This window comes from Rhodovulum bhavnagarense (genome assembly GCF_004343505.1).
GTDB lineage: Bacteria > Pseudomonadota > Alphaproteobacteria > Rhodobacterales > Rhodobacteraceae > Rhodovulum > Rhodovulum bhavnagarense.
In genome coordinates this window covers 1-18513 of record NZ_SLXU01000017.1, presented here as the reverse complement: position 1 = coordinate 18513, position 18513 = coordinate 1, and the positions used below count along the sequence as shown (strand labels likewise).

Below are 18513 nucleotides of genomic sequence, written 5' to 3'. Positions count from 1 at the left end.
CCCACCGGGCGCGCCCCGCGCGCCTGGCCCTTGCCCCCTGTTCAAAAGGATCCTGCCATGTGCAAGACGCCCGCCTCCCCCGCCTTCCAGCCCGTTTCCCTTGACGGCCGTACCCTCCATGTTCCCCGCCGCTCCGCCCATGTCCCGGCAGAGACCTGGGCCGTCACCTATAACGGCCCCATTCCGGACCATTGGCAGAAGACCGCCCACGCCAAGGGTTTCAACATCCTCGCCCGCGTGCGCGACCGCTATCACCTCGCGCTGGAATGCCGGGTCTGCGGCACGGTGACCGTGCACAAGGCCTTCACCCTGCGCACCGCCCAACCCGCCTGCGCGGGCTGCGCCGAGATCCGGCGCCGGAGCGCAGCCCAGGATGCCGGCCTGGTCTATCTCGGCCGCGATCCCGAAGACCGCCATTACGGGCGCTATCGCATTCCGGAATGCGGCCACGAGGTGCGCCGCCAGTTCGAGATCATCGAGCGAGCCGCCGCGGGCAAGACGGCGATCCGCTGCGAGACCTGCCTGCAGGCCCGCGAAGAGAACGAAGCGCGGCGCCAGGGTTGGACCCGCCTCGGTCCCGACCCGCTGGGCAATCCCAATTACCGCCTCTACCGGCACGATGCCTGCGGCCACGAGCAGCGCATTGCCGTGACCAACATGTCCTGGGGCCAGTGCGATTGCGCGACCTGCGGCGAGAGCTGGACCGCCAAGCCCTCCACCATCTATCTTGCCCGCATCACCCTGCCCCGGGCCGGCCGGACGGTGCTCAAGCTGGGCTACAGCGCCAATCCCGAGAAGCGGTTCCGCCACCAGTTGGGCCTGCCGGAAGACGCACAGGTCACCTTCCTGCGCCTGCTGGCGATGCCCACCGGCCATGCGGCCTGCGCCGCCGAGAAGCGCGCCCATGCCGAGCTGGGCCGCCGCTTTCCCCAGGCGGTGATCCCGCCCAAGCTTTATGCCGGGCAGATCAAAGTTGTGAGCGAGATCTACACGCCCTGGCTGTTGCCCGAGATAGAGCGCGTGCTGACCCGGATCGCCCGCGACATCGCCTCGCCCGACGGTGCCCGCGCGGCCTGAACGGGATGCACCCGGGCCGGGCCTGTGTGCCCGGCCCGGGTGGCCCCGCCCTGCCCTCCAGCACGCCCCGCATTTTTTCCACTTTTCGTCTGTTCCCGGAACAGGAGGCTGCCCCATGTCCAGTTCGTCCTCCCCCTCCGCCCTGCCCGGCCTGGCCGCGGCCCGCGCCCGCGTCGCCCGCGAGATCCGCGCCGCCGCCCGGGGCACCAAGGCCGATGTGCTGCCCACCGTCGATGATCTCATGGCCCAGTCGGACGCGAAGATCGCGGACGAATGGACCATTCCGCTCCTGCCAGCACCCGCCTCCGGCGACCGGCGGCGGGTGGAGACACCCATTGCCGGAACGCTGGCGCTGATCCTGCGTGTCGCCCGGGCCCTGGAGGACGCGCCCGTGGGAGCGCCCGGAACGCTGGTCCTGCTCATCGTCCCCACCGACCTGCTGGAGCTTGCGCGCACCGCATGCGACGCGCTACAGGCCGGGGGCCGTGCCGGCGCCAGGATCGTCGGGCTGCGCCGCCCCGGCGACCTGCGCTCCGAGATCGCGCGCAGCCGGGCTGCATTCCGGGAAAGCACCACCACCGCCCTGCGCGCAGGCCACGCCGTGCTGGCCATCGCCCCGGATGCAAGCGCCCTGGGCGAGGAACTGCGCCCCCTGCTGGCGGCCACGCGGGTCCTGCCGCCCCTGGCCCCGGAGATGCTGGCCGCCCTGCTCCCCCTGACCCATCGCGGGGCCAGAATCCCGGAAACACTGCCCGCCCCCGACCTCCTGCGGCACCTCACGCCCCTGCATCTCGACATCGCCTTCGCCGCCCCGACCCCGGAGGCGGTGTTGGACCGGCTGGGCCGGATTGCCGCCACCGGGGCGACCACGGCGCCCCGGACGACCCTGGCCGATGTGAAGGGCCTACCCGCCCTGGTGGCCGAGCTGGAGGGGCTTGTCAGGGACGTGGCTGCCTGGCGCACGGGGGCGCTGGACTGGGGCCGGGTCCCGTCCAGTATCCTGCTTTACGGCCCCCCCGGCACCGGCAAGACCATGGCCGCCGCCGCCCTGGCCGGATCCCTCGAGGTGCCGCTGGTCGCCACCAGCTTCTCCGAATGCCAGAAGGAGGGGCATATGGGCGACATGCTGGCGGCGCTAAACGGCCATGTCGAGGCCGCCATCGCCGCGGCGCCCGCGGTCTTCTTCCTCGATGAGATGGACAGCTTCCACAGCCGCGGCGGACGGGATCGCAACGAGCGCTACATGGCCTCCGTGGTCAACGGCTTGCTGGAACAGCTCTCCCGGCTCGACGCGGCCACGGGCGTCATCGTGATCGGCGCCACCAACCATCCCGACCGGATCGACCCGGCGGTGGTCCGCTCGGGCCGGTTCGACCGCAAGATCCTCATCGGGCTGCCGGACAAGGACGGCATTGCCGCAATCCTCGCCGCGCATCTGCCCGATCTGCCCCCCGAGCAGCTCGCCGCCGAGGCCCGCGATCTGGTCGGGCTGACCGGCGCCGATCTCGTGGCCCTGGCCCGCCAGGCCGCGGCAATGGCCCGCGGCGCGGAGCGGGCGGTCCGCCTGGCCGATCTGCGCACCGCCGCGGCCCGGCTGCGGCCCCCGGTTCCTAAGGGCGCTCTGCGCCGCATCGCCCTGCACGAGGTCGGGCACCTGCTGGTAACCCACCTGCTGGACCTGCCGGCCGCGCGCTCGGTGCAGGTCTCGCCCCAGGGCGGCGCCGTGCTTGCGCCCGAGCCGATCTTCCATACCCGCGCCAGCGCCGAGGACATGCTGGCCCTTCACCTCGCCGGCCGCGCAGCCGAAAAGCTGGTGCTGGGCACCCCCTCCAGCGGCGCCGGGGAGGGACCGGACAGCGACCTGGCCCAGGCCACGCAGCTGGCCGCCCGGATCGAGCTGCAATGGGGCATGGGCCGCATGGGGTCCGCCTGGCAGCCCCTGCCGCGCGATCTGGAGGCCCTCGCCCTCGACCCCGCCCTGCGCGCCCGCCTGAACCGCCATCTCCGCGCGGCCGAGGCCCGGGCCACCGCCTTGCTCGACGCCCACCTCGCCGACCTCCTGCGCATCGCCGAGGTGCTGGAACGGGAACGAGAACTCGCCGGCCCGGCCCTCACGGCCTTGTTGCCGGGGAGGTACCGCGCCGTCGATCCAGGATGAAGACCCGGCCACCCCCTGAGAGTTTCTCAACACCCATGACCCACAGCCCCCAGGAGACACGATATGACGATCCCCATGTCCTTCAATCCCCGCGCCCCGCTGCTTGAAGCCATCGCCGATCTGCGCGCCACGCTGGACCCGCTCGCCCTCTTGCAAGCAAGAACGCCGCCCCTGGCCACCCTGGCGCTCCTGTTGCCGGACTATCGGGATAGGCAATTCATGCCCGGGCGGGAGCGCGATCACGTGAGCGGCGACCACCTTCTGGACGCGTTCCTCGATTACATCGAACGCCTGAGCACGGAATCGCCAGGCGAAGAGGATCTGCGCGATGCGCCCCTTCTCGAGAACTGGTGCGCCGGGCTGATGGACCCGTTCCCCCGGCTGTTTGGCCGGGTCACGGGCCACCCGCGCCTGCGTCTGAATGCCCGGATTTTCACCTCCCCCTATTGCCAGCTTTGCCCGGAGATGGGCTGGGCGCGCACCTGGAGCCGGTTCTACCAGCTCGGGCAATACGACCGTGGCGTCCTCGATGATCTGAAACGGGACGGGGTCATCGGTCCGCGCTCCAGGATCATCGAACCCTGGCTCTAGCCTCCGCGCCTGAAGGTTTCGGTCGCGTGGGGCCAGCATCAACCGGGCTTCGCGGCGCGCACACGAATATCTGCCACGGCTGCTGCGAGACGGATTGCAGCGATCGCATCATGGTCTTGCGAGGTCAAACCGAGGGAAAACACATTTCGCACCCACGGCTGCGGGATTTCGAATGGAACAGCCTGCAATACGATCATGGCGACATCCCGCTCCTTTGCATGCTGAAAGATCGCTTCGAAATCGTATCCCTCGGGCAGGTTCGAGAGCCCCAATACCAGCGCTGCATCACCTGCGGTGAAGAGATTGGCTGTTCGGCCAATACGACTGCGCCGTTCCTGGATCTGAGGCTTCATGGGAAGTGAAACGTCTGCCTTCGGAAAAGCGGACCTGAAAATGCCATCAAGGAAAGGGTCCATGATCGGTGGTGCATAAATGAAGAGATCGGGTGCATCACGCAAGAGAGCGGCCGCTTTCCTGATAATCTCATGCGACAGCCTTCCATGACCTCGCGCTGCTTCGGTCACGGTTTCGAGTTGCCCTTCGAGCTTCTGGATCCGCGACCGTAACGCGTCGTTTTCTGCTGCATCTTGCTGTTTTGCAGCCTGCCAACCATCTTTCCAGACATTGGAGAGTAGGCCTTCCAGCTTTTTCTGAAACTTTTTCGGCGGTCCGCTTTCCTGAGCCGAGGTCTGCTCGTCGGCGCTGTCTTCTGATGAAACGGAAGGAGCCGCCTGATCCGGCGCAGGGACGGCTTTCTTCCTCGCCTCCCAAGCCACTTGGCGCGGGCTCTTCATCTCGGGACGCGTCTCGAGCGCTGCATCATACATTTTCTTGAGTTCGACATAAGGGACCGGATTGGCCGCAGTAGCATCTGCGAGGGCGCGCAGGCCGGCATCGGGATCGAGACGATACAGGCGCTCGGCAATTTCAACCGAAGATATCCGGGGAGGGGTGGAGGAGCCCACCTCCAGCGTCTCTGGCGCATGCTGATGCAGAAAGGCCGCGGCCCGGCGTATCTTGTGCATGTGTCCGATCGATACCGGCGCATCGAGTTCATCAAGTCGCTCGCGCAACATGTCGATCCAGCTCTTGCCGGCAGGAGCGGTTCGCGACAGCGCTTCGAGTTCGAGCAGCACGCGGCCGATCTCGAGCCAGCTATCCGCAGCTTCACGCGACAGCGCATTAAGCTTCTCTTCCGCATCGTCTTGAAGCGTCACTTGGTAACTCCTTCGCGATTGCCCAAATTTTGGATATTACATCGAAGACTGTGAAAGTGCCAGTCGATGTCCAAGAAATACGAAAAAAGCGACTAGAGCGGGACTCTTAGCGTGAAAGACAAGAATTTTGACTCGCACTCTTGATAATTGATCCAATTTGTCCAATTTTTAGATCAGTTGTCCAAATCCATGGGGATGTCGCGAGGAATCGATGCGAAAAACAACGATGCTCTCCACTAGTCTCGGCGGCGAGGTGGAGGTTCTAGACTACCCCCCATTCTCCGATGTCGACCGGCAGCCCCCAACGTGGAGAGCGCTATGAATTATGTAACCCATTCCCAGCTTGCCACACGCTTGAAGGTGGACCGCGCAACCGCAAGCGTCGCGCTCATCAAGGCGGGCGTTCCCGCCACCGTCCCCCTCGCGTCACGCCGGTACAGTCAGGAAGATGGCATGCAAAAGATGTGCCGAAAGCCTTTTCCGGCTTGCGTCTGGAGTTTTCGCGTTCAGCACCGCGCCAAATCGTTTCTCATGGGGTGCTTGAGGCTGAACGTTGGCACTGCTCGGGAAGGTTTCGAAATGTATCGCGCCAGTCTGGCTAAAGCCATTTACGCGGGAGATCAGGAAATTACCGCTGAACATACAGCTTTCTTGTTGGCCAAGCGGAAAGGAGTGGAGAGCTGACCGATGCAGCGCCTCGCCGTCCGCGACATCACCGCCGCACAAATGCTGGACATGCCGCCGACGCAGTTTCGGCGGCTAGTCGCAGATGGTGCGCTGCCGCCGCCCACGCGAATCGCAGGCTTGGAGCGCTGGCGCGTGGATCAATTGCAGGCCATCCTGTCCGGAGAGGCCGCAAAGCCGAATGAGGATTTCGAGTTATGAGGCCGCCCAAACCCCGCATCACTAAGCCCCGCCTTGTTTGGCGCTGGACCGGAAAAGCCTGGACACCGTTCCACCGCATCACATGGACAGACGGAGTCAAGCGGCGGGCACGCGAGATAAAGCTGGACTGGCAGGGCAACGCCGAGCGGCTGGACGAACTCTATTGGGCCGCGCAGAGCGGCCAGCACGACCAGCAGAAGCACCCCGCGTGCTATAGCTGGGGCGAGTGCATTCTGGCGTGGCGCAAAGACCCGACTGTCCAAAGGAGACTGGCCGCCAAGACAAAGGCCGATTACTGGCGCGTCATGGATGAGATCTGCGAAAAAAACGCCGGCAAGGATATGCGCAAGACCTCCCGGGCGGCCGTCCGCGCCGCTGTGGGCAAGCTGTCCGACACCCCGCGCAAGGCCGCGCGCTATGCACAGACGGTCTCGATCCTATGGAATTACGCCCGCCGGGAACTGGATTGGCCGCTGGGCGAGAATCCAGCGGCCGGGTTGGCGAAATACAAGCCCGCCAAGCCCTATGATCCATGGCCCGCATGGATGGTCAAGGCCCTCGATACCGCGCCGGAGCGGGTGCAGACCGCCGCGCGGCTCATCCTTGGCACCGGCCAGCGCCCGAGCGCGGCCATCACCATGCGGCGCGACCAGTTTCAGGGCGAGTGGATGACCGTCCGCGACGAGAAGGGTGACCAGGAACTCGAGGTCTACTGCCCACCCTTCCTAAGCGCCTACGTCGACGCCCTGCCCGCCCGAGGTATCCATGTCCTGCCGAAAAACCTGACGGAGCCGCAAGGATACCATGCGATCGAGCGGGCCTTTCGGGCGTGGCGGCAATCGCTGGGCGAGCGCGCATCTCCCTACAGCCTGCACGGCTTGCGCAAGCTGGCGATCATTGAGCTGGCCGAGGCCGGGGCAAGCGACGCAGAGATCCAAGCCGTCACGGGGCAGTCGGCCCAGATGGTCGCGTACTACCGGACCAAGGCCAGCAAAAAGCGCCTCAGCCGATCCGCCCAAGAGCGCCGGGGCAGAACGTGAACAGAACAGGAATGTGTGAATAGGGTGTGTGAATGACTGCAACGTGGCAGAGTATCCGCAGAGTGCAATACGGAAAAAGTCATTGCGATTTCAGCCTGGTGCCCGAGGGGGGACTCGAACCCCCACGCCTTACGGCGGCGGATTTTGAATCCGCTGCGTCTACCATTCCGCCACTCGGGCCAGGTGGGATGGGTCTAGCGTGCCGCCGAGGGGCGGTCAATCTCAGAACAGCAGCCGAACCAACCCGAGCGACAGAATTGGAAAGGCCAAAAGCAGCCCGACGCGAACAAGATCAGAGGCCACGAAAGGTAACACCCCGCGATAGGTGCGCGCGACCGGGATGTCGGGGGCCAGACCGTTCAGGATGAAAAGGTTCAGCCCCACGGGCGGGGTGATCAACCCCACCTCTACCGCGATCAGCGCGAGGATACCGAACCAGATCGCGATTTCTTCGGGCGGCATGTCCAGGTCCAACCCCATCACGATCGGAAAGAAGACCGGGATCGTCAGCAGGATCATGCTGAGGCTGTCCATGATACAGCCGAACACGAGATAGCTCAGCAACATCGCCGCCAGCACCCAGTAAGGCCCGACAGCCAGCCCATCGACCCAGCCGGCCAGCGCCTGCGGTGTCTGGGTCAATGCAAGGAACGCGCCGAAGATCTGTGCCCCCAGAAGGATGAAAAAGATCATCGCCGTGGTCGCCGCTGTTTCCCGCAGCGCCGCCCCGAGTCCTGCCCATCCCAGCCTCCCCCAAAGCAGCCCGTACAGCCCGCTGGCCAGCGCGCCGAAGGCTGCGCCCTCGGTCGGAGTGAACAGCGCCTGGACACCCTCTTTCGACCAATCCCAATCTGCCGCAATCCCGCCCATCACCAGCGCAAAGATCGCAACGACGGGCAAGATCGCAACCAGCCCGCGCAGACGTCGGCGCAGCGGCACGCGCGGCGCCGCGCCCGCCGCCCCCGGCGCGAAACGGACATAGATCGCCACGCACAGGATGTAACCGGCCGCAGCCAAAAGCCCCGGCGCGAGGGCGGCCACGAACATCTTGGCGATGTTCTGCTGGGTAAGCACCGCATAGATAACCAGGATCACCGACGGCGGGATCAGGATGCCCAGCGTGCCACCCGCGGCCAGAACCCCTGTGGACAGCGCATCCGAATAGCCGCGCTTGCGCATCTCGGGCAGGGCCACCTTGCCCATGGTGGACGCAGTAGCCAGCGACGAACCGCTGATCGCCCCGAACCCAGCACAGGCCCCGACGGCGGCCATCGCAAGCCCGCCCCGCCGATGGCCCAGCCAGTCGGCCGCGGTGGAAAACAGCGCCGCACTCATCCCGGAGCGGGCAGCGAATTGTCCCATCAACAAGAACAGCGGCACCACCGACAGCGAGTAGCTGGCGAAGGTGTCATAGGGCAGCGTCTTGAGCTGACTCAGCGTCGCGGCGGGGCTGCCCAGCACCGCCCAGCTTCCGAAAAAGCCCGCAGCACCCATAGCGACCGCGACCGGCATCCGCAGGAAGATCGCCAACAGCATCGCCGCGAACACCACCAGCGCCAGTTCAGCCCCCGTCATGGCGTCCCCTCCGCGCCAACAAGCACCCAGTTGAGACTGCGCCAGACCGTGTAAAGCGCCACGAGGAAAAAGCCCACCGCGCCGATCAGCCCCAAACCATAAGGAATCCAGACCGGCAATTGAAGCTCGTAAGTGGTTTCGGCGAAAAACGGCTTGTAGCCCATCCCAAGCGCGTCACGCAGATATTGCGGGCCGTAGGGGAACTTTTCGCCAAAGCCAAGCCAAAGCCGCCAGAGGATCACCAGCGCCGCCACCGCAACCGCCAGATCGCCAAGAAACCCCAGCACCGCCTGCGCCCGCCGTCCCAGCCGGATCGCCAGGATATCGACCGAGACATGCCCGCGCCTGAGCTGGCACCAGGGCAGGAAAAAGAAAACGGCAACGGCGATTCCCGCCTCTACCAGTTCGAAATCGCCCGCGACCGGGGTCAACCCCGGCACCGCGCGCCCCGAGACCGAGGCGACGGTCAGCAAGGCGATCGCGATCAGGATCGCCCCGCCCGCCAGCGCCATGCCGCCTGCCAGCGACGCGGCGATCCGGCCCGCCGCCGCCTCTGCCCTCGGTGCCAGTCCCATGCGCCCCCTCGCCAAACAGGACCGCATGTAATGCCCGCCCTGCCCTGCCTGCAAGCGCTTTGCCCGCTTGACCGCCGGCAATCGGCGTGATGCAAGCAGGGCACGGCAGGAGGACGGGATGATCCGCAGGCTTTATGACTGGACGATGTCGCTGGCCGACACTCCGCGCGCGCTGTGGGCGCTGTTCGCCATTGCCTTCGTGGAAAGCTCGGTCTTCCCGATCCCACCCGATGTTGTGATGATCCCGATGATCCTGGCCCGCCCTTCGCGCGCCTGGTTGATCGCGGGCGTGGCGCTGGCAGGGTCGGTGTTGGGCGGGCTTTTAGGCTATTACATCGGCCATGGCCTGTTCGATACAATCGGCCGTCCCGTTCTGGAATTCTACGGCAAGGAGACCTATTTCGAGGCATTCGGGAACCGCTATAACGATTATGGCGCCTGGGCTGTGCTGATCGCGGGGATCACGCCATTTCCCTACAAGGTGATCACGATCCTTTCGGGCAGCACGGGGCTGAACCTTGGCGTGTTCATGCTGGCCAGCGTGATTGCGCGCGGCCTGCGATTTTTCGTGGTCGCCGCGCTCTTGTGGAAATTCGGTACACCCATCCGTATCTTTATCGAACGTTATCTCGGCTTGCTGTTCACGGCCTTCATGGTCTTGCTGATCGGGGGACTTTACGCGGTGAAATTCCTATGATTCCGTCACGTGACAGGTTGATCGGACTGGCCGGGTTTGGATCGGCCGCGATCCTGCTGGCCGCCTTTGGCTATCAGTATCTCGGCGGCCTTGCCCCGTGCGAACTGTGCCTGTGGCAACGCTGGCCCCATGCGGGCGCAATCCTGCTGATGGTGGGGGCGCTGGCAATAGGCGGACGGATGCTGCCGGTCGCGGGGGGCATGGCTATGCTGATCTCGGCGGGACTGGGTCTCTATCACACCGGGGTAGAACGGCACTGGTGGGCCGGGCCCGACTCATGCACCGGGGATGCCGGCAGGCTTTCGGGACTGTCGGGGGCAGATCTGCTGAACCCGGCGCTCGCCGAACCGGTCGTGATGTGCGACGTGGTCGCCTGGCAGTTTCTCGGCCTTTCAATGGCCAGCTATAACGCGCTGGCGTCTTTGGCGCTGGCCGCGCTATGGGCCGCCGCGCTGATGCGCGGCCCGGCCGATCGTTGGGCCTGGAACGGCTGAAAGCCAGTACAGGCTCAAGTGCCCCGAAAGGTGGCGCCACTTGCCCGGCGCGATCATCTTGCATCGTGTAAACCTGACCGAATGCAGCGCCCCCGATCCGCGCCTGCCAGAACGTGACGAAACCGAACAGACGGGAATGATCCGACACAAGGCCGTAATCCTGCCAAGTGAAACCGTTCAGGATATTTCGGCAATCGTGCATCCGACAAAAGAACTCGGCGGTGGGCAAAACCCTCGCCCGATAGCACAAGGTCGATTTCCGAATTGGCGATCTTGCATCTCGTCATTTTCCTCATTTGGAAAGGGCACCTTTTCTGAATTGCTTTTCAATAAAAACAATGGGTTGGAACTCAGATAGCGGGGCCGCCAACGTAGATGCCGATGCTCAGTTGCACCCCATATGAAGGTTCTGATAAGGTATGCGCAACAATATATTGCGTAGCCGCGAAAGGGCGCAGAAAAGTTGAGCGATACGCCGCAAACCCCTGACGACAAAGACGAAAACAGCGCAGAACGGGCGCCCTATGACGGCCCCACCATTGCCATCGAGCAGGAGATGCAGACCTCCTATCTCGATTACGCGATGAGCGTCATCGTCTCCCGTGCGATCCCCGATCTGCGCGATGGCCTGAAACCCGTTCATCGCCGTATTCTCTATGCGATGAACGAAACGGGCAATACCCACGACAAGCCCTACCGCAAATCGGCCCGTCCCGTTGGCGACGTGATGGGGAAATACCACCCCCATGGCGACAGCGCGATCTACGACGCGCTGGTGCGGATGGCGCAGGATTTCTCGATGTCGCTGCCGCTGCTGGATGGTCAGGGCAATTTCGGCTCGATGGATGGCGACAGCCCCGCGGCCATGCGCTATACAGAGGTGCGCATGGACAGACCCGCGCAGGCGCTCTTGGCCGATATCGACAAGGACACGGTCGATTTCCAGGACAATTACGATGGCAAGGACCTGGAACCCACGGTCCTGCCCGCCCGTTTTCCCAACATGCTGGTCAACGGGGCCGAGGGAATCGCCGTCGGCATGGCAACGCGCATCCCGCCGCACAACCTGGGCGAGGTTATCGACGCAACGCTGGCACTGATCGAAGACCCGGACCTGTCATCAGAACGGTTGATGGAGTATGTCCCTGCCCCGGACTTTCCAACCGGGGGGATGATCCTGGGCCGCTCGGGCGCGCGCAAGGCCTATCTGGAGGGGCGCGGATCGGTCATCATCCGCGCCAAGACCCGTATCGAAGAGATCCGCAAGGATCGTTTCGCCATCGTCGTGGACGAGATCCCCTACCAGGTGAACAAGGCCACGATGATCGAACGCATCGCCGAGGCCGCCCGCGACAAGCGGATCGAGGGCATCGCCCATGTCCAGGACGAATCCGACCGCGTGGGCGTGCGCGTGGTGGTGGAACTCAAACGCGACGCGACGCCTGACGTGGTGCTCAACCAGCTTTTCCGATTCACGCCGATGCAGACCTCGTTCGGCTGCAACATGCTGGCGCTGAATGGCGGGCGGCCCGAACAGTTGACCTTGCGTGGTTTTTTGACCGCCTTTGTCGATTTCCGCGAAGAGGTAGTGGCGAGGCGCACCGCGTTCGAATTGCGCAAGGCGCGCGAGCGCAGCCATATCCTGTGCGGCCTGGCCGTGGCCGTGTCCAACGTGGACGAGGTCGTGGCCACCATCCGCAGCTCTGCCGACGCGGCCGAGGCACGCGACAAACTGATGACTCGCCACTGGCCCGCCACGGAGATCGCAGATTACATCCGGCTGATCGACGATCCCACCCACAAGATGAACGAGGACGGCACCTATAACCTGTCAGAGGCACAGGCACGCGCCATCCTGGAGCTGCGCTTGCAACGCTTGACTCAACTGGGCGTCAAGGAGGTAACCGACGAATTGGAGGCCTTGGCCGCCAAGATCCAGGATTACCTCGACATCCTTGGCTCGCGCGCGCGGATAATGGAAATCATCTCGGACGAGTTGCGCGAGATACGCGACCAGTTCGCCGTGCCCCGTCGCACAGAGGTCGTCGACTGGTCCGGCGACATGGAAGACGAGGATCTGATCGAGCGCGAGGACATGGTCGTGACGATCACCCAGTCCGGCTATATCAAGCGCACGCCGCTGGCCGAGTACCGCGCACAGCGCCGCGGCGGCAAGGGCCTGTCGGGTATGCAAACCAAGGAAGAGGACGTTGTCACCACGCTTTTCGTGGCCAATACGCACACGCCGCTCCTGGTCTTCACGACCGAGGGCATGGTCTACAAGCTGAAATGCTGGCGCCTGCCACAGGGCGGGCGCACCTCGAAGGGCAAGGCGATCGTGAATATCCTGCCGATTCCGGCGGGCGTCTCGATCGCGGCGATCATGCCCGTCGACCGGGCCGAGACGGAATGGGACGACCTGCAAATCGTCTTTGCTACGACACAGGGCGATGTGCGGCGTAACCAGCTCAGCGATTTCACCAATGTGATGCGCAACGGCAAGATCGCCATGGACCTGCCCGAGGGCGTGGCGCTGGTAAATGCCCGGATCTGCACCGAGGACGACGATGTGATGCTGGTGACCGCGCAAGGTCGCGCGATCCGCTTTCCCACCACGGACGTTCGCGTCTTCAAGGGGCGCAAGTCTACCGGCGTGCGTGGCATCCGCCTGCTGGAGGATGACCGCGTCGTGTCGATGTCCGTGATCCGCCATTTCGATGCCAGTTCCGAGGAACGCACCGCCTATCTCAAACAGCGCCGCCTGATGGCCGGGCTGACCGAGGAGGAGGAGAGCGACGAGGACGAGGACACTGTCGCAGGCGGACAATTGTCCCAGGACCGCTATGCCGAAATGTCGGCAGCCGAAGATTTGATCCTGACCATTACCTCGCGGGGCACGGGCAAGCTGTCCTCAAGTCACGATTACCCGGTGCGTGGGCGCGGCGGCCAGGGCGTACAGGCCATAGACAAGGGATTGCGCGGGGGGCCGCTGGTGGCCTGTTTCCCGGTAGAGATCGATGACCAGATCATGCTGGCCACCTCGACTGGCCAGTCGATCCGCTGTCCGGTCGAGGATATTTCCTTCCGTTCGCGCAGCGCGGGCGGCGTGCGGGTGTTCAATACCGGGGCGGGCGAAGAGGTCGTGTCGGTTGCCTGGATCGCCGACCAGGGAGAGGACGACGACGCCGAATAGCGAGGGAATCGGCACCTCCATCTTCGGGCGCATCCGGGGGCCGGCCCAGCCGGCCCGCCCCTCTCTGCCAGACGCTGCCATCGGATCGCGGAGACAGCAAGAGCCCAGCCTGCGGGGTTTCGCCCGCCTGCCCCTTTCCTCCGGCATCGATCCGGCCTAAGTCGCGAGCATGAGAGATAACACGCTTCATATCGTTGGCGGTGGGCTGGCCGGATCAGAGGCCGCGTGGCAGGCCGCAACAGCCGGTATCGACGTGGTGATCCACGAGATGCGTCCCCTTGTCGGCACCTTCGCTCACCAGACCGGTAACCTGGCGGAAATGGTTTGTTCCAACTCCTTTCGCTCGGATGACAGCGAACAAAACGCTGTCGGCCTGCTGCACTGGGAGATGCGGCAGGCGAATGGCCTGATCATGGAAATGGCTGATGCGCATCGCCTGCCTGCGGGTGGCGCCTTGGCCGTGGATCGCGAGGCATTTTCGAACGCCGTCACCGAGAGACTGAAACACCACCCAAAGATCACGGTGGAAGTATCTGAAATAACTTCGCTTCCTGAGAATGGTCATTGGATTTTCGCAACGGGTCCGCTGACATCCGATGCCTTGGGGGCGGAGATCCTGGCCGCAACCGGAACCCAGGCGCTGGCCTTTTTCGATGCGATCGCGCCCATCGTCCATGCCGACAGCGTGGACATGTCACGCGCCTGGTTCCAGTCGCGCTATGACAAGGGCGAGACAGAAGAAGAGCGCACCGCCTATCTGAACTGTCCCATGGACCGCGACCAGTACGAGGCGTTTATCGACGCGCTGCTGGCCGCCGAAAAGACCGAGTTCCGCGAGGGCGAAACGGCGGGTTACTTTGACGGATGCCTGCCGATCGAGGTCATGGCCGAAAGGGGACGCGAAACCCTGCGCCACGGCCCGATGAAGCCCGTCGGCCTGACCAATCCCCATGCGCCCGACATCAAGCCCCATGCCGTGGTGCAATTGCGCAGGGATAACAAGCTGGGCACGCTCTATAACATCGTGGGCTTTCAGACCAAGATGAAATACGGCGCGCAAAAATCTGTTTTTACGATGATTCCGGGCCTGGAAAATGCACGCTTTGCCCGTCTTGGCGGCATACATCGCAACACTTTCCTGAATTCGCCGACGCTTCTGGATCGGGAACTGCGCCTGCATTCGCATCCTCATATCCGTTTTGCAGGTCAGGTCACCGGCGTCGAGGGCTATGTCGAAAGTGCCGCGATGGGCCTTTTGGCAGGGCGCCTTGCCGCGGCCGACCTACAGGGCCGCGCCCTGCCCCCGGTGCCCGAGACCACCGCCACCGGCGCGCTTTTGACCCATATTACCGGGGGAGCCGAGGCAAGAACGTTTCAGCCCATGAATGTCAATTTCGGGCTGTTCCCGCCCGTCACCGGCCTCAAGGGCGGGCGGCGGGGACGGCGCGACCGTTACAAGGCGTATACCGACCGGGCCAAGGCCGATTGGGGCCACTGGCTGAGCCATGGCTGAGACCGGGGTCTACCGCACAAGGTTCGCCCCCTCGCCGACCGGGCCGTTACACCTTGGCCATGCCTTCTCCGCACTGACGGGATTTGATCGCGCTCAGGCTTGCGGCGGCGAGTTCCTTCTGCGGATCGAGGATATCGACACAGCCCGTTCGCGCCCCGAATGGGAGACCCAGATCGAAACGGACCTGACCTGGCTTGGCCTTGCCTGGCCTCGGCCCGCGTTGCGTCAATCCTTGCGCCGACAGCTTTATGCCGCCGTGCTGGCCAAGTTATCGGGCATGGGCCTGACCTATCCCTGCCGTTGTCGCAGGGGCGATATCCGTGCGGCCTTGTCGGCCCCACAGACAAGCACGCCGGTCGCAGGCCCCGATGGTCTGGTCTATCCGGGCACCTGCCGTGGACGATCCCTGGCCGAGACCGGGCCGGAGGATGCGATCCGGCTGGATATGAGGCGCGCGCTGGACCGGCTGGGCGCCCTGCCCGGCTTCCGGGAAACGGGACCGGCCCATGCGGGGGACCATGCGCTGGATGCCTCAACCCTGGTCGAGAGCGTGGGCGACGTCATCCTTGCCCGCCGCGATATCGGCACCTCCTACCACGTTGCGGTGGTGGTGGACGATGCGCACCAGGGCATTACCGAGGTCGTGCGCGGCAACGACCTGTTCGAGGCCACCCAGATCCATGTTCTGCTACAGGCGCTTTTGGGCTTTCCGATACCGCGCTATCATCACCACCGGCTTATCCTCGACGAAAATGGTAAACGCCTGGCGAAACGCGATGCAGCCCGCGCCGTGGCGGCCTATCGCGCCGACGGCGCAACACCGGCGGATATCCGCACCCTGGTTGGCCTGTAGGCACCCGGTTTCGATACAGACCCGTTCAGGCCATGGGGGCCATGATGACGACCTCTTCCCTGTCACGGATCGCGGTGTAAAAGCAGCTGCGCCGGTTTGTGTGACAGGCCGGACCCTGTTGATCAACCACCATCAAGAGACAATCGCGGTCGCAATCGACGCGCATTTCGACCAAGGTCTGCACATGACCGCTGGTCTCGCCCTTGATCCAGAATTCTTGCCGTGATCGCGACCAATATGTGACGCGCCCGGTTTCCAGCGTGCGCGCCACGGCCTCGGCATTCATCCAGGCCATCATCAACACCGCGCCGGTGCGGTCCTGGGCGATCGCGGGGATCAGGCCAGCCTCGTTGTATCGCAGGGTGGACGGATCGAATGGCATCGCTCTCTCCTTTGAAAACCGGCGCACAGCGCCTATCTAGACCGGATGCCGAAGGAAGGAAACGCCATGAGCGCCGAGACCGATCTCATCAAGCTCTATTCGCAACGGATTCTCGCCCTGGCCGCCGATATCCCGCACCATGGCCGGCTAGACAATCCGATGGCCAGCGTGCGCAAGCGCGCGCCGCTATGCGGGTCCACCGTTACGGTTGACCTGGATGTGATCGGGGGCCAGGTCAGCCGGTTCGGACAGGACGTCAAGGCCTGTGCCCTGGGTCAGGCGGCCGCCTCGGTGGTGGGGGCGCATATCGTCGGGCGGACCCGGAACGAGGTTGCCGCCGCGCGCGACCAGTTGCGGGCGATGCTGACAGAGGCCGGGCCGACTCCAGAGCCCCCCTTCGAGGCGCTTGAGGTGCTGACGCCCGCGCGTGCCTACAAGAACCGGCACGGCTCGATCCTGCTTTGCCTTGACGCGGCACTCGAAGCCATCGAAGCGGCCGCGGCCGCCACCTGAAAAAAACCGCCGCGCACCGGAAACCGGAGGCGGCGGCAAGTCAGGCGCCCTGGACAGCGCCCGGCAAGGCAGGAGCCGGGTGAAACCGCCGGGGAAGCGGCGCGGACAATGCCAGGGCAACGGGCAGTAAACCGATCAGATGAGCGCGGGCAGGTGCAGCCCCGCAAACAGCAAAACCATCAGGCAGGCCGCGCCAAGCGCATCCTGCCACAGCGTCGCCTGGCATCTCGTCAAGGTGGCCATGAGGTCGTGCAGCATGTCGAAAGCTCCCTGTCTGCATCTTTGTTCTATTTTTGTTCTCATTTTTGGCAACGCGTGTAAAGAACTTTTTAAGAACTTCTGACGATGGCCGCGGATGCGTCGAGACAGCCGTTCGTCCCGGTCTTTTGCTCATCATGCAAAAACTATCGGCCGTCCTCGTCGCCGCGGCAAGCGCAGTGGTGCGATGCGCGCCTGACATCTGGCCTTTCCGTGCCGCGGCATCGAGCTGCCGATCAGGCTCGACCAGGCGCGACGCGCCAAATACAATGTCGCCAGGCATCACGGCATGGGACGAAACCTGCCAACGGAGGCATGATGACAGAGTATTCACCGGAGTACGAAACCCACGCCGAGGCGATCGCGACGCTTTTCGCCGCGACCTTCACCACAGCCGAGGGGGCGGAGGAAGGCGCGCTGATAGGTGCTCTCGCGCGCCGCCTGATCGCCGAGACACCCGCCGGGGATCTGCGCGTGTTCACCGCCTGGCAGGACGGCGCGCTCGTCGGCGGCATCTTCTTCACGCGCCTCACCTATGCGGGCGATCCGCGCACGGTCTTCCTGATGGCCCCCGTTGCGGTCGCCACAGAACGCCAAGGCAAGGGCGTCGGGCAGCGGCTGATCGCGCACGGCCTCGACGCGCTCAGGCAGGAGGGCGTAGACATCGCGGTGACCTATGGCGATCCGGCCTTCTATGGCCGCGTCGGGTTCGAGCCGGTCACGGAGGCCGACCTGCCCGCGCCGCAACCGCTAAACCAGCCGCAGGGCTGGATCGCCCAGTCCCTGACCGACGCGCCGCTGACGCCGCTGCGCGGGCCTGCGGCTTGCGTCGCCGCCTTCGACGACCCCGCGCTCTGGTAGGCCGATGATCCGCGACTACTCCACCTTCCTGCCGGGTGCTGCGCCGGCGCGGCGCGAACCGACAGCGCTGGAACGCCTCGGCTGAGGCCAGGCCTTCGCGCGGCAGATCGACGTCGAACTGAGGAATGCTCAGCGATGGGGATCGGAGTTTTTTTTCATTTGTCCGACTTGTGAACACGAAGTACGCCTAGAAGTTGACGTGCCTGAGCCGAACTACGCTGGTGAAAAGTCCAGCGAGATGGTCTCGGAAGGTGAAGTGGAATTTTCCTGCGACAACTGCGGCCAATATTTCGATGGCGATGTGTGGGCGGGCCCTGCGCATTGCGACATTACTTTAAGGGAATACCCCGAAACCGTAGTTTCCTGTGACCCACCTGGATATGACCGTCCCCCAGAAGATTGGGATGAAGATTGGGACGTCCCCGATGATCCAGCAGTTGTCTTCAAAGCAAACGTCGCGGAACTTAGGGAGCTAATTGAGAATCAGGCGCAAAACGACGGTTCCAGCCTCATGAACCGAATGATTTTGCGCAAATTCGTAAGCGTCGTCTGACGGTCACCCGGCTTTCAGCTTGACGGCCGGAAATTCCACGGGAGCAGTTCGTCGAGCCGGCTTTGGGGATGGCCGTTC

At 64.3% G+C, this 18513-nt stretch carries 19 protein-coding genes, 1 tRNA gene and 1 pseudogene; 14 read left to right on the top strand and 7 right to left on the bottom strand.

The window, feature by feature from the left end; translation table 11 throughout:
* Positions 1-57 precede the first annotated feature (57 nt).
* The 3 genes from EV663_RS13385 (at position 58) to EV663_RS13375 (ending at position 3826) form a co-directional block, all read left to right on the top strand.
* A complete protein-coding gene (locus EV663_RS13385) occupies positions 58-1077 on the top strand; it encodes a hypothetical protein (protein WP_243697966.1) in 1020 nt (339 codons plus the stop codon).
* Positions 1078-1192: 115 nt separating this feature from the next.
* A complete protein-coding gene (locus tag EV663_RS13380; protein ID WP_132952697.1) occupies positions 1193-3235 on the top strand; it encodes an AAA family ATPase in 2043 nt (680 codons plus the stop codon).
* 63 nt (positions 3236-3298) lie between these two features.
* Entirely contained in the window at positions 3299-3826 is a 528-nt protein-coding gene (locus tag EV663_RS13375) for a DUF6634 family protein (protein WP_132952695.1), read from the top strand.
* A 38-nt stretch (positions 3827-3864) separates the two neighbouring features.
* On the opposite strand, the gene EV663_RS13370 is transcribed toward EV663_RS13375, so the two are convergent.
* Positions 3865-5043 carry a hypothetical protein gene (locus tag EV663_RS13370; RefSeq protein ID WP_132952693.1) on the bottom strand — a complete coding sequence of 393 codons (1179 nt, stop codon included), beginning with the start codon at positions 5041-5043 and terminating at the stop codon, positions 3865-3867.
* 318 nt (positions 5044-5361) lie between these two features.
* Between EV663_RS13370 and EV663_RS13365 the strand changes: the two genes are divergently transcribed.
* The 3 genes from EV663_RS13365 to EV663_RS13355 are packed head-to-tail and all read left to right on the top strand — an operon-like array spanning position 5362 to position 6968.
* Entirely contained in the window at positions 5362-5727 is a 366-nt protein-coding gene (locus EV663_RS13365; protein ID WP_132952691.1) for a hypothetical protein, read from the top strand.
* A 3-nt stretch (positions 5728-5730) separates the two neighbouring features.
* Positions 5731-5928: a hypothetical protein gene (locus tag EV663_RS13360; protein WP_132952689.1), complete on the top strand. Its 198-nt coding sequence runs from the start codon at positions 5731-5733 to the stop codon at positions 5926-5928.
* Positions 5925-6968 carry a tyrosine-type recombinase/integrase gene (locus tag EV663_RS13355; protein WP_132952687.1) on the top strand — a complete coding sequence of 348 codons (1044 nt, stop codon included), beginning with the start codon at positions 5925-5927 and terminating at the stop codon, positions 6966-6968. Before EV663_RS13360 ends, EV663_RS13355 begins: the two co-directional genes overlap by 4 nt.
* Before the next feature lie 96 nt (positions 6969-7064).
* Here EV663_RS13355 and EV663_RS13350 read toward each other — a convergent pair.
* The 3 genes from EV663_RS13350 to EV663_RS13340 all read right to left on the bottom strand — a co-directional run bounded on the left by EV663_RS13350 (position 7065) and on the right by EV663_RS13340 (position 9118).
* Positions 7065-7148 (bottom strand) — tRNA-Leu (locus EV663_RS13350).
* A 42-nt stretch (positions 7149-7190) separates the two neighbouring features.
* The gene (locus EV663_RS13345; protein ID WP_132952685.1) at positions 7191-8543 is read right to left on the bottom strand and encodes a TRAP transporter large permease; all 1353 of its coding nucleotides are present in this window, start codon (positions 8541-8543) and stop codon (positions 7191-7193) included.
* Entirely contained in the window at positions 8540-9118 is a 579-nt protein-coding gene (locus tag EV663_RS13340; RefSeq protein WP_132952683.1) for a TRAP transporter small permease, read from the bottom strand. The genes EV663_RS13345 and EV663_RS13340 overlap by 4 nt, the downstream gene beginning before the upstream one ends.
* Before the next feature lie 118 nt (positions 9119-9236).
* Between EV663_RS13340 and EV663_RS13335 the strand changes: the two genes are divergently transcribed.
* Positions 9237-9815, top strand: a complete 579-nt coding sequence (locus EV663_RS13335) for a YqaA family protein (RefSeq protein WP_132952681.1) — start codon at positions 9237-9239, stop codon at positions 9813-9815.
* The gene (locus EV663_RS13330) at positions 9812-10309 is read left to right on the top strand and encodes a disulfide bond formation protein B (RefSeq protein ID WP_132952679.1); all 498 of its coding nucleotides are present in this window, start codon (positions 9812-9814) and stop codon (positions 10307-10309) included. The genes EV663_RS13335 and EV663_RS13330 overlap by 4 nt, the downstream gene beginning before the upstream one ends.
* A gap of 142 nt (positions 10310-10451) precedes the next feature.
* Here EV663_RS13330 and EV663_RS16075 read toward each other — a convergent pair.
* A pseudogene (locus EV663_RS16075) lies at positions 10452-10511 on the bottom strand (hypothetical protein); the annotation flags it as partial.
* A 261-nt stretch (positions 10512-10772) separates the two neighbouring features.
* Here EV663_RS16075 and gyrA point away from each other — a divergent pair.
* The 3 genes from gyrA (at position 10773) to gluQRS (ending at position 15868) form a co-directional block, all read left to right on the top strand.
* Positions 10773-13502, top strand: a complete 2730-nt coding sequence (gyrA, locus tag EV663_RS13320) for a DNA gyrase subunit A (RefSeq protein ID WP_132952677.1) — start codon at positions 10773-10775, stop codon at positions 13500-13502.
* A 169-nt stretch (positions 13503-13671) separates the two neighbouring features.
* Positions 13672-15015 (top strand): methylenetetrahydrofolate--tRNA-(uracil(54)-C(5))-methyltransferase (FADH(2)-oxidizing) TrmFO, encoded by a 1344-nt coding sequence (gene trmFO, locus EV663_RS13315; RefSeq protein ID WP_132952675.1) that lies wholly within the window; start codon positions 13672-13674, stop codon positions 15013-15015.
* Complete coding sequence (gene gluQRS / locus EV663_RS13310; protein WP_132952673.1) at positions 15008-15868, top strand: tRNA glutamyl-Q(34) synthetase GluQRS; 861 nt, start codon at positions 15008-15010, stop codon at positions 15866-15868. Before trmFO ends, gluQRS begins: the two co-directional genes overlap by 8 nt.
* A 25-nt stretch (positions 15869-15893) precedes the next feature.
* On the opposite strand, the gene hisI is transcribed toward gluQRS, so the two are convergent.
* Positions 15894-16250 (bottom strand): phosphoribosyl-AMP cyclohydrolase, encoded by a 357-nt coding sequence (gene hisI / locus EV663_RS13305; RefSeq protein ID WP_132952671.1) that lies wholly within the window; start codon positions 16248-16250, stop codon positions 15894-15896.
* Between the two features lie 66 nt (positions 16251-16316).
* Here hisI and EV663_RS13300 point away from each other — a divergent pair, with 66 nt between their 5' ends.
* On the top strand, positions 16317-16763 hold the full coding sequence (locus tag EV663_RS13300) for an iron-sulfur cluster assembly scaffold protein (RefSeq protein WP_132952669.1): 447 nt from the start codon (positions 16317-16319) through the stop codon (positions 16761-16763).
* 135 nt (positions 16764-16898) lie between these two features.
* On the opposite strand, the gene EV663_RS15985 is transcribed toward EV663_RS13300, so the two are convergent.
* Positions 16899-17021: a hypothetical protein gene (locus EV663_RS15985; protein ID WP_279432547.1), complete on the bottom strand. Its 123-nt coding sequence runs from the start codon at positions 17019-17021 to the stop codon at positions 16899-16901.
* 318 nt (positions 17022-17339) lie between these two features.
* Here EV663_RS15985 and EV663_RS13295 point away from each other — a divergent pair, with 318 nt between their 5' ends.
* On the top strand, positions 17340-17882 hold the full coding sequence (locus EV663_RS13295) for a GNAT family N-acetyltransferase (protein WP_132952667.1): 543 nt from the start codon (positions 17340-17342) through the stop codon (positions 17880-17882).
* Between the two features lie 199 nt (positions 17883-18081).
* A complete protein-coding gene (locus EV663_RS13290; RefSeq protein WP_132952664.1) occupies positions 18082-18435 on the top strand; it encodes a hypothetical protein in 354 nt (117 codons plus the stop codon).
* The last annotated feature ends 78 nt before the right edge of the window (positions 18436-18513 follow it).

Excerpts from the sequence above, each read along its gene's own strand:
- EV663_RS13385 (WP_243697966.1), top strand. The coding sequence starts at position 58 with ATGTGCAAGACGCCCGCCTCCCCCGCCTTCCAGCCCGTTTCCCTTGAC.
- EV663_RS13380 (WP_132952697.1), top strand. The coding sequence starts at position 1,193 with ATGTCCAGTTCGTCCTCCCCCTCCGCCCTGCCCGGCCTGGCCGCGGCC.
- EV663_RS13375 (WP_132952695.1), top strand. The coding sequence starts at position 3,299 with ATGACGATCCCCATGTCCTTCAATCCCCGCGCCCCGCTGCTTGAAGCC.
- EV663_RS13365 (WP_132952691.1), top strand. The coding sequence starts at position 5,362 with ATGAATTATGTAACCCATTCCCAGCTTGCCACACGCTTGAAGGTGGAC.
- EV663_RS13360 (WP_132952689.1), top strand. The coding sequence starts at position 5,731 with ATGCAGCGCCTCGCCGTCCGCGACATCACCGCCGCACAAATGCTGGAC.
- EV663_RS13355 (WP_132952687.1), top strand. The coding sequence starts at position 5,925 with ATGAGGCCGCCCAAACCCCGCATCACTAAGCCCCGCCTTGTTTGGCGC.
- EV663_RS13345 (WP_132952685.1), bottom strand. The coding sequence starts at position 8,543 with ATGACGGGGGCTGAACTGGCGCTGGTGGTGTTCGCGGCGATGCTGTTG.
- EV663_RS13340 (WP_132952683.1), bottom strand. The coding sequence starts at position 9,118 with ATGGGACTGGCACCGAGGGCAGAGGCGGCGGCGGGCCGGATCGCCGCG.
- EV663_RS13335 (WP_132952681.1), top strand. The coding sequence starts at position 9,237 with ATGATCCGCAGGCTTTATGACTGGACGATGTCGCTGGCCGACACTCCG.
- EV663_RS13330 (WP_132952679.1), top strand. The coding sequence starts at position 9,812 with ATGATTCCGTCACGTGACAGGTTGATCGGACTGGCCGGGTTTGGATCG.
- trmFO (WP_132952675.1), top strand. The coding sequence starts at position 13,672 with ATGAGAGATAACACGCTTCATATCGTTGGCGGTGGGCTGGCCGGATCA.
- gluQRS (WP_132952673.1), top strand. The coding sequence starts at position 15,008 with ATGGCTGAGACCGGGGTCTACCGCACAAGGTTCGCCCCCTCGCCGACC.
- hisI (WP_132952671.1), bottom strand. The coding sequence starts at position 16,250 with ATGCCATTCGATCCGTCCACCCTGCGATACAACGAGGCTGGCCTGATC.
- EV663_RS13300 (WP_132952669.1), top strand. The coding sequence starts at position 16,317 with ATGAGCGCCGAGACCGATCTCATCAAGCTCTATTCGCAACGGATTCTC.
- EV663_RS15985 (WP_279432547.1), bottom strand. The coding sequence starts at position 17,021 with ATGCTGCACGACCTCATGGCCACCTTGACGAGATGCCAGGCGACGCTG.
- EV663_RS13295 (WP_132952667.1), top strand. The coding sequence starts at position 17,340 with ATGACAGAGTATTCACCGGAGTACGAAACCCACGCCGAGGCGATCGCG.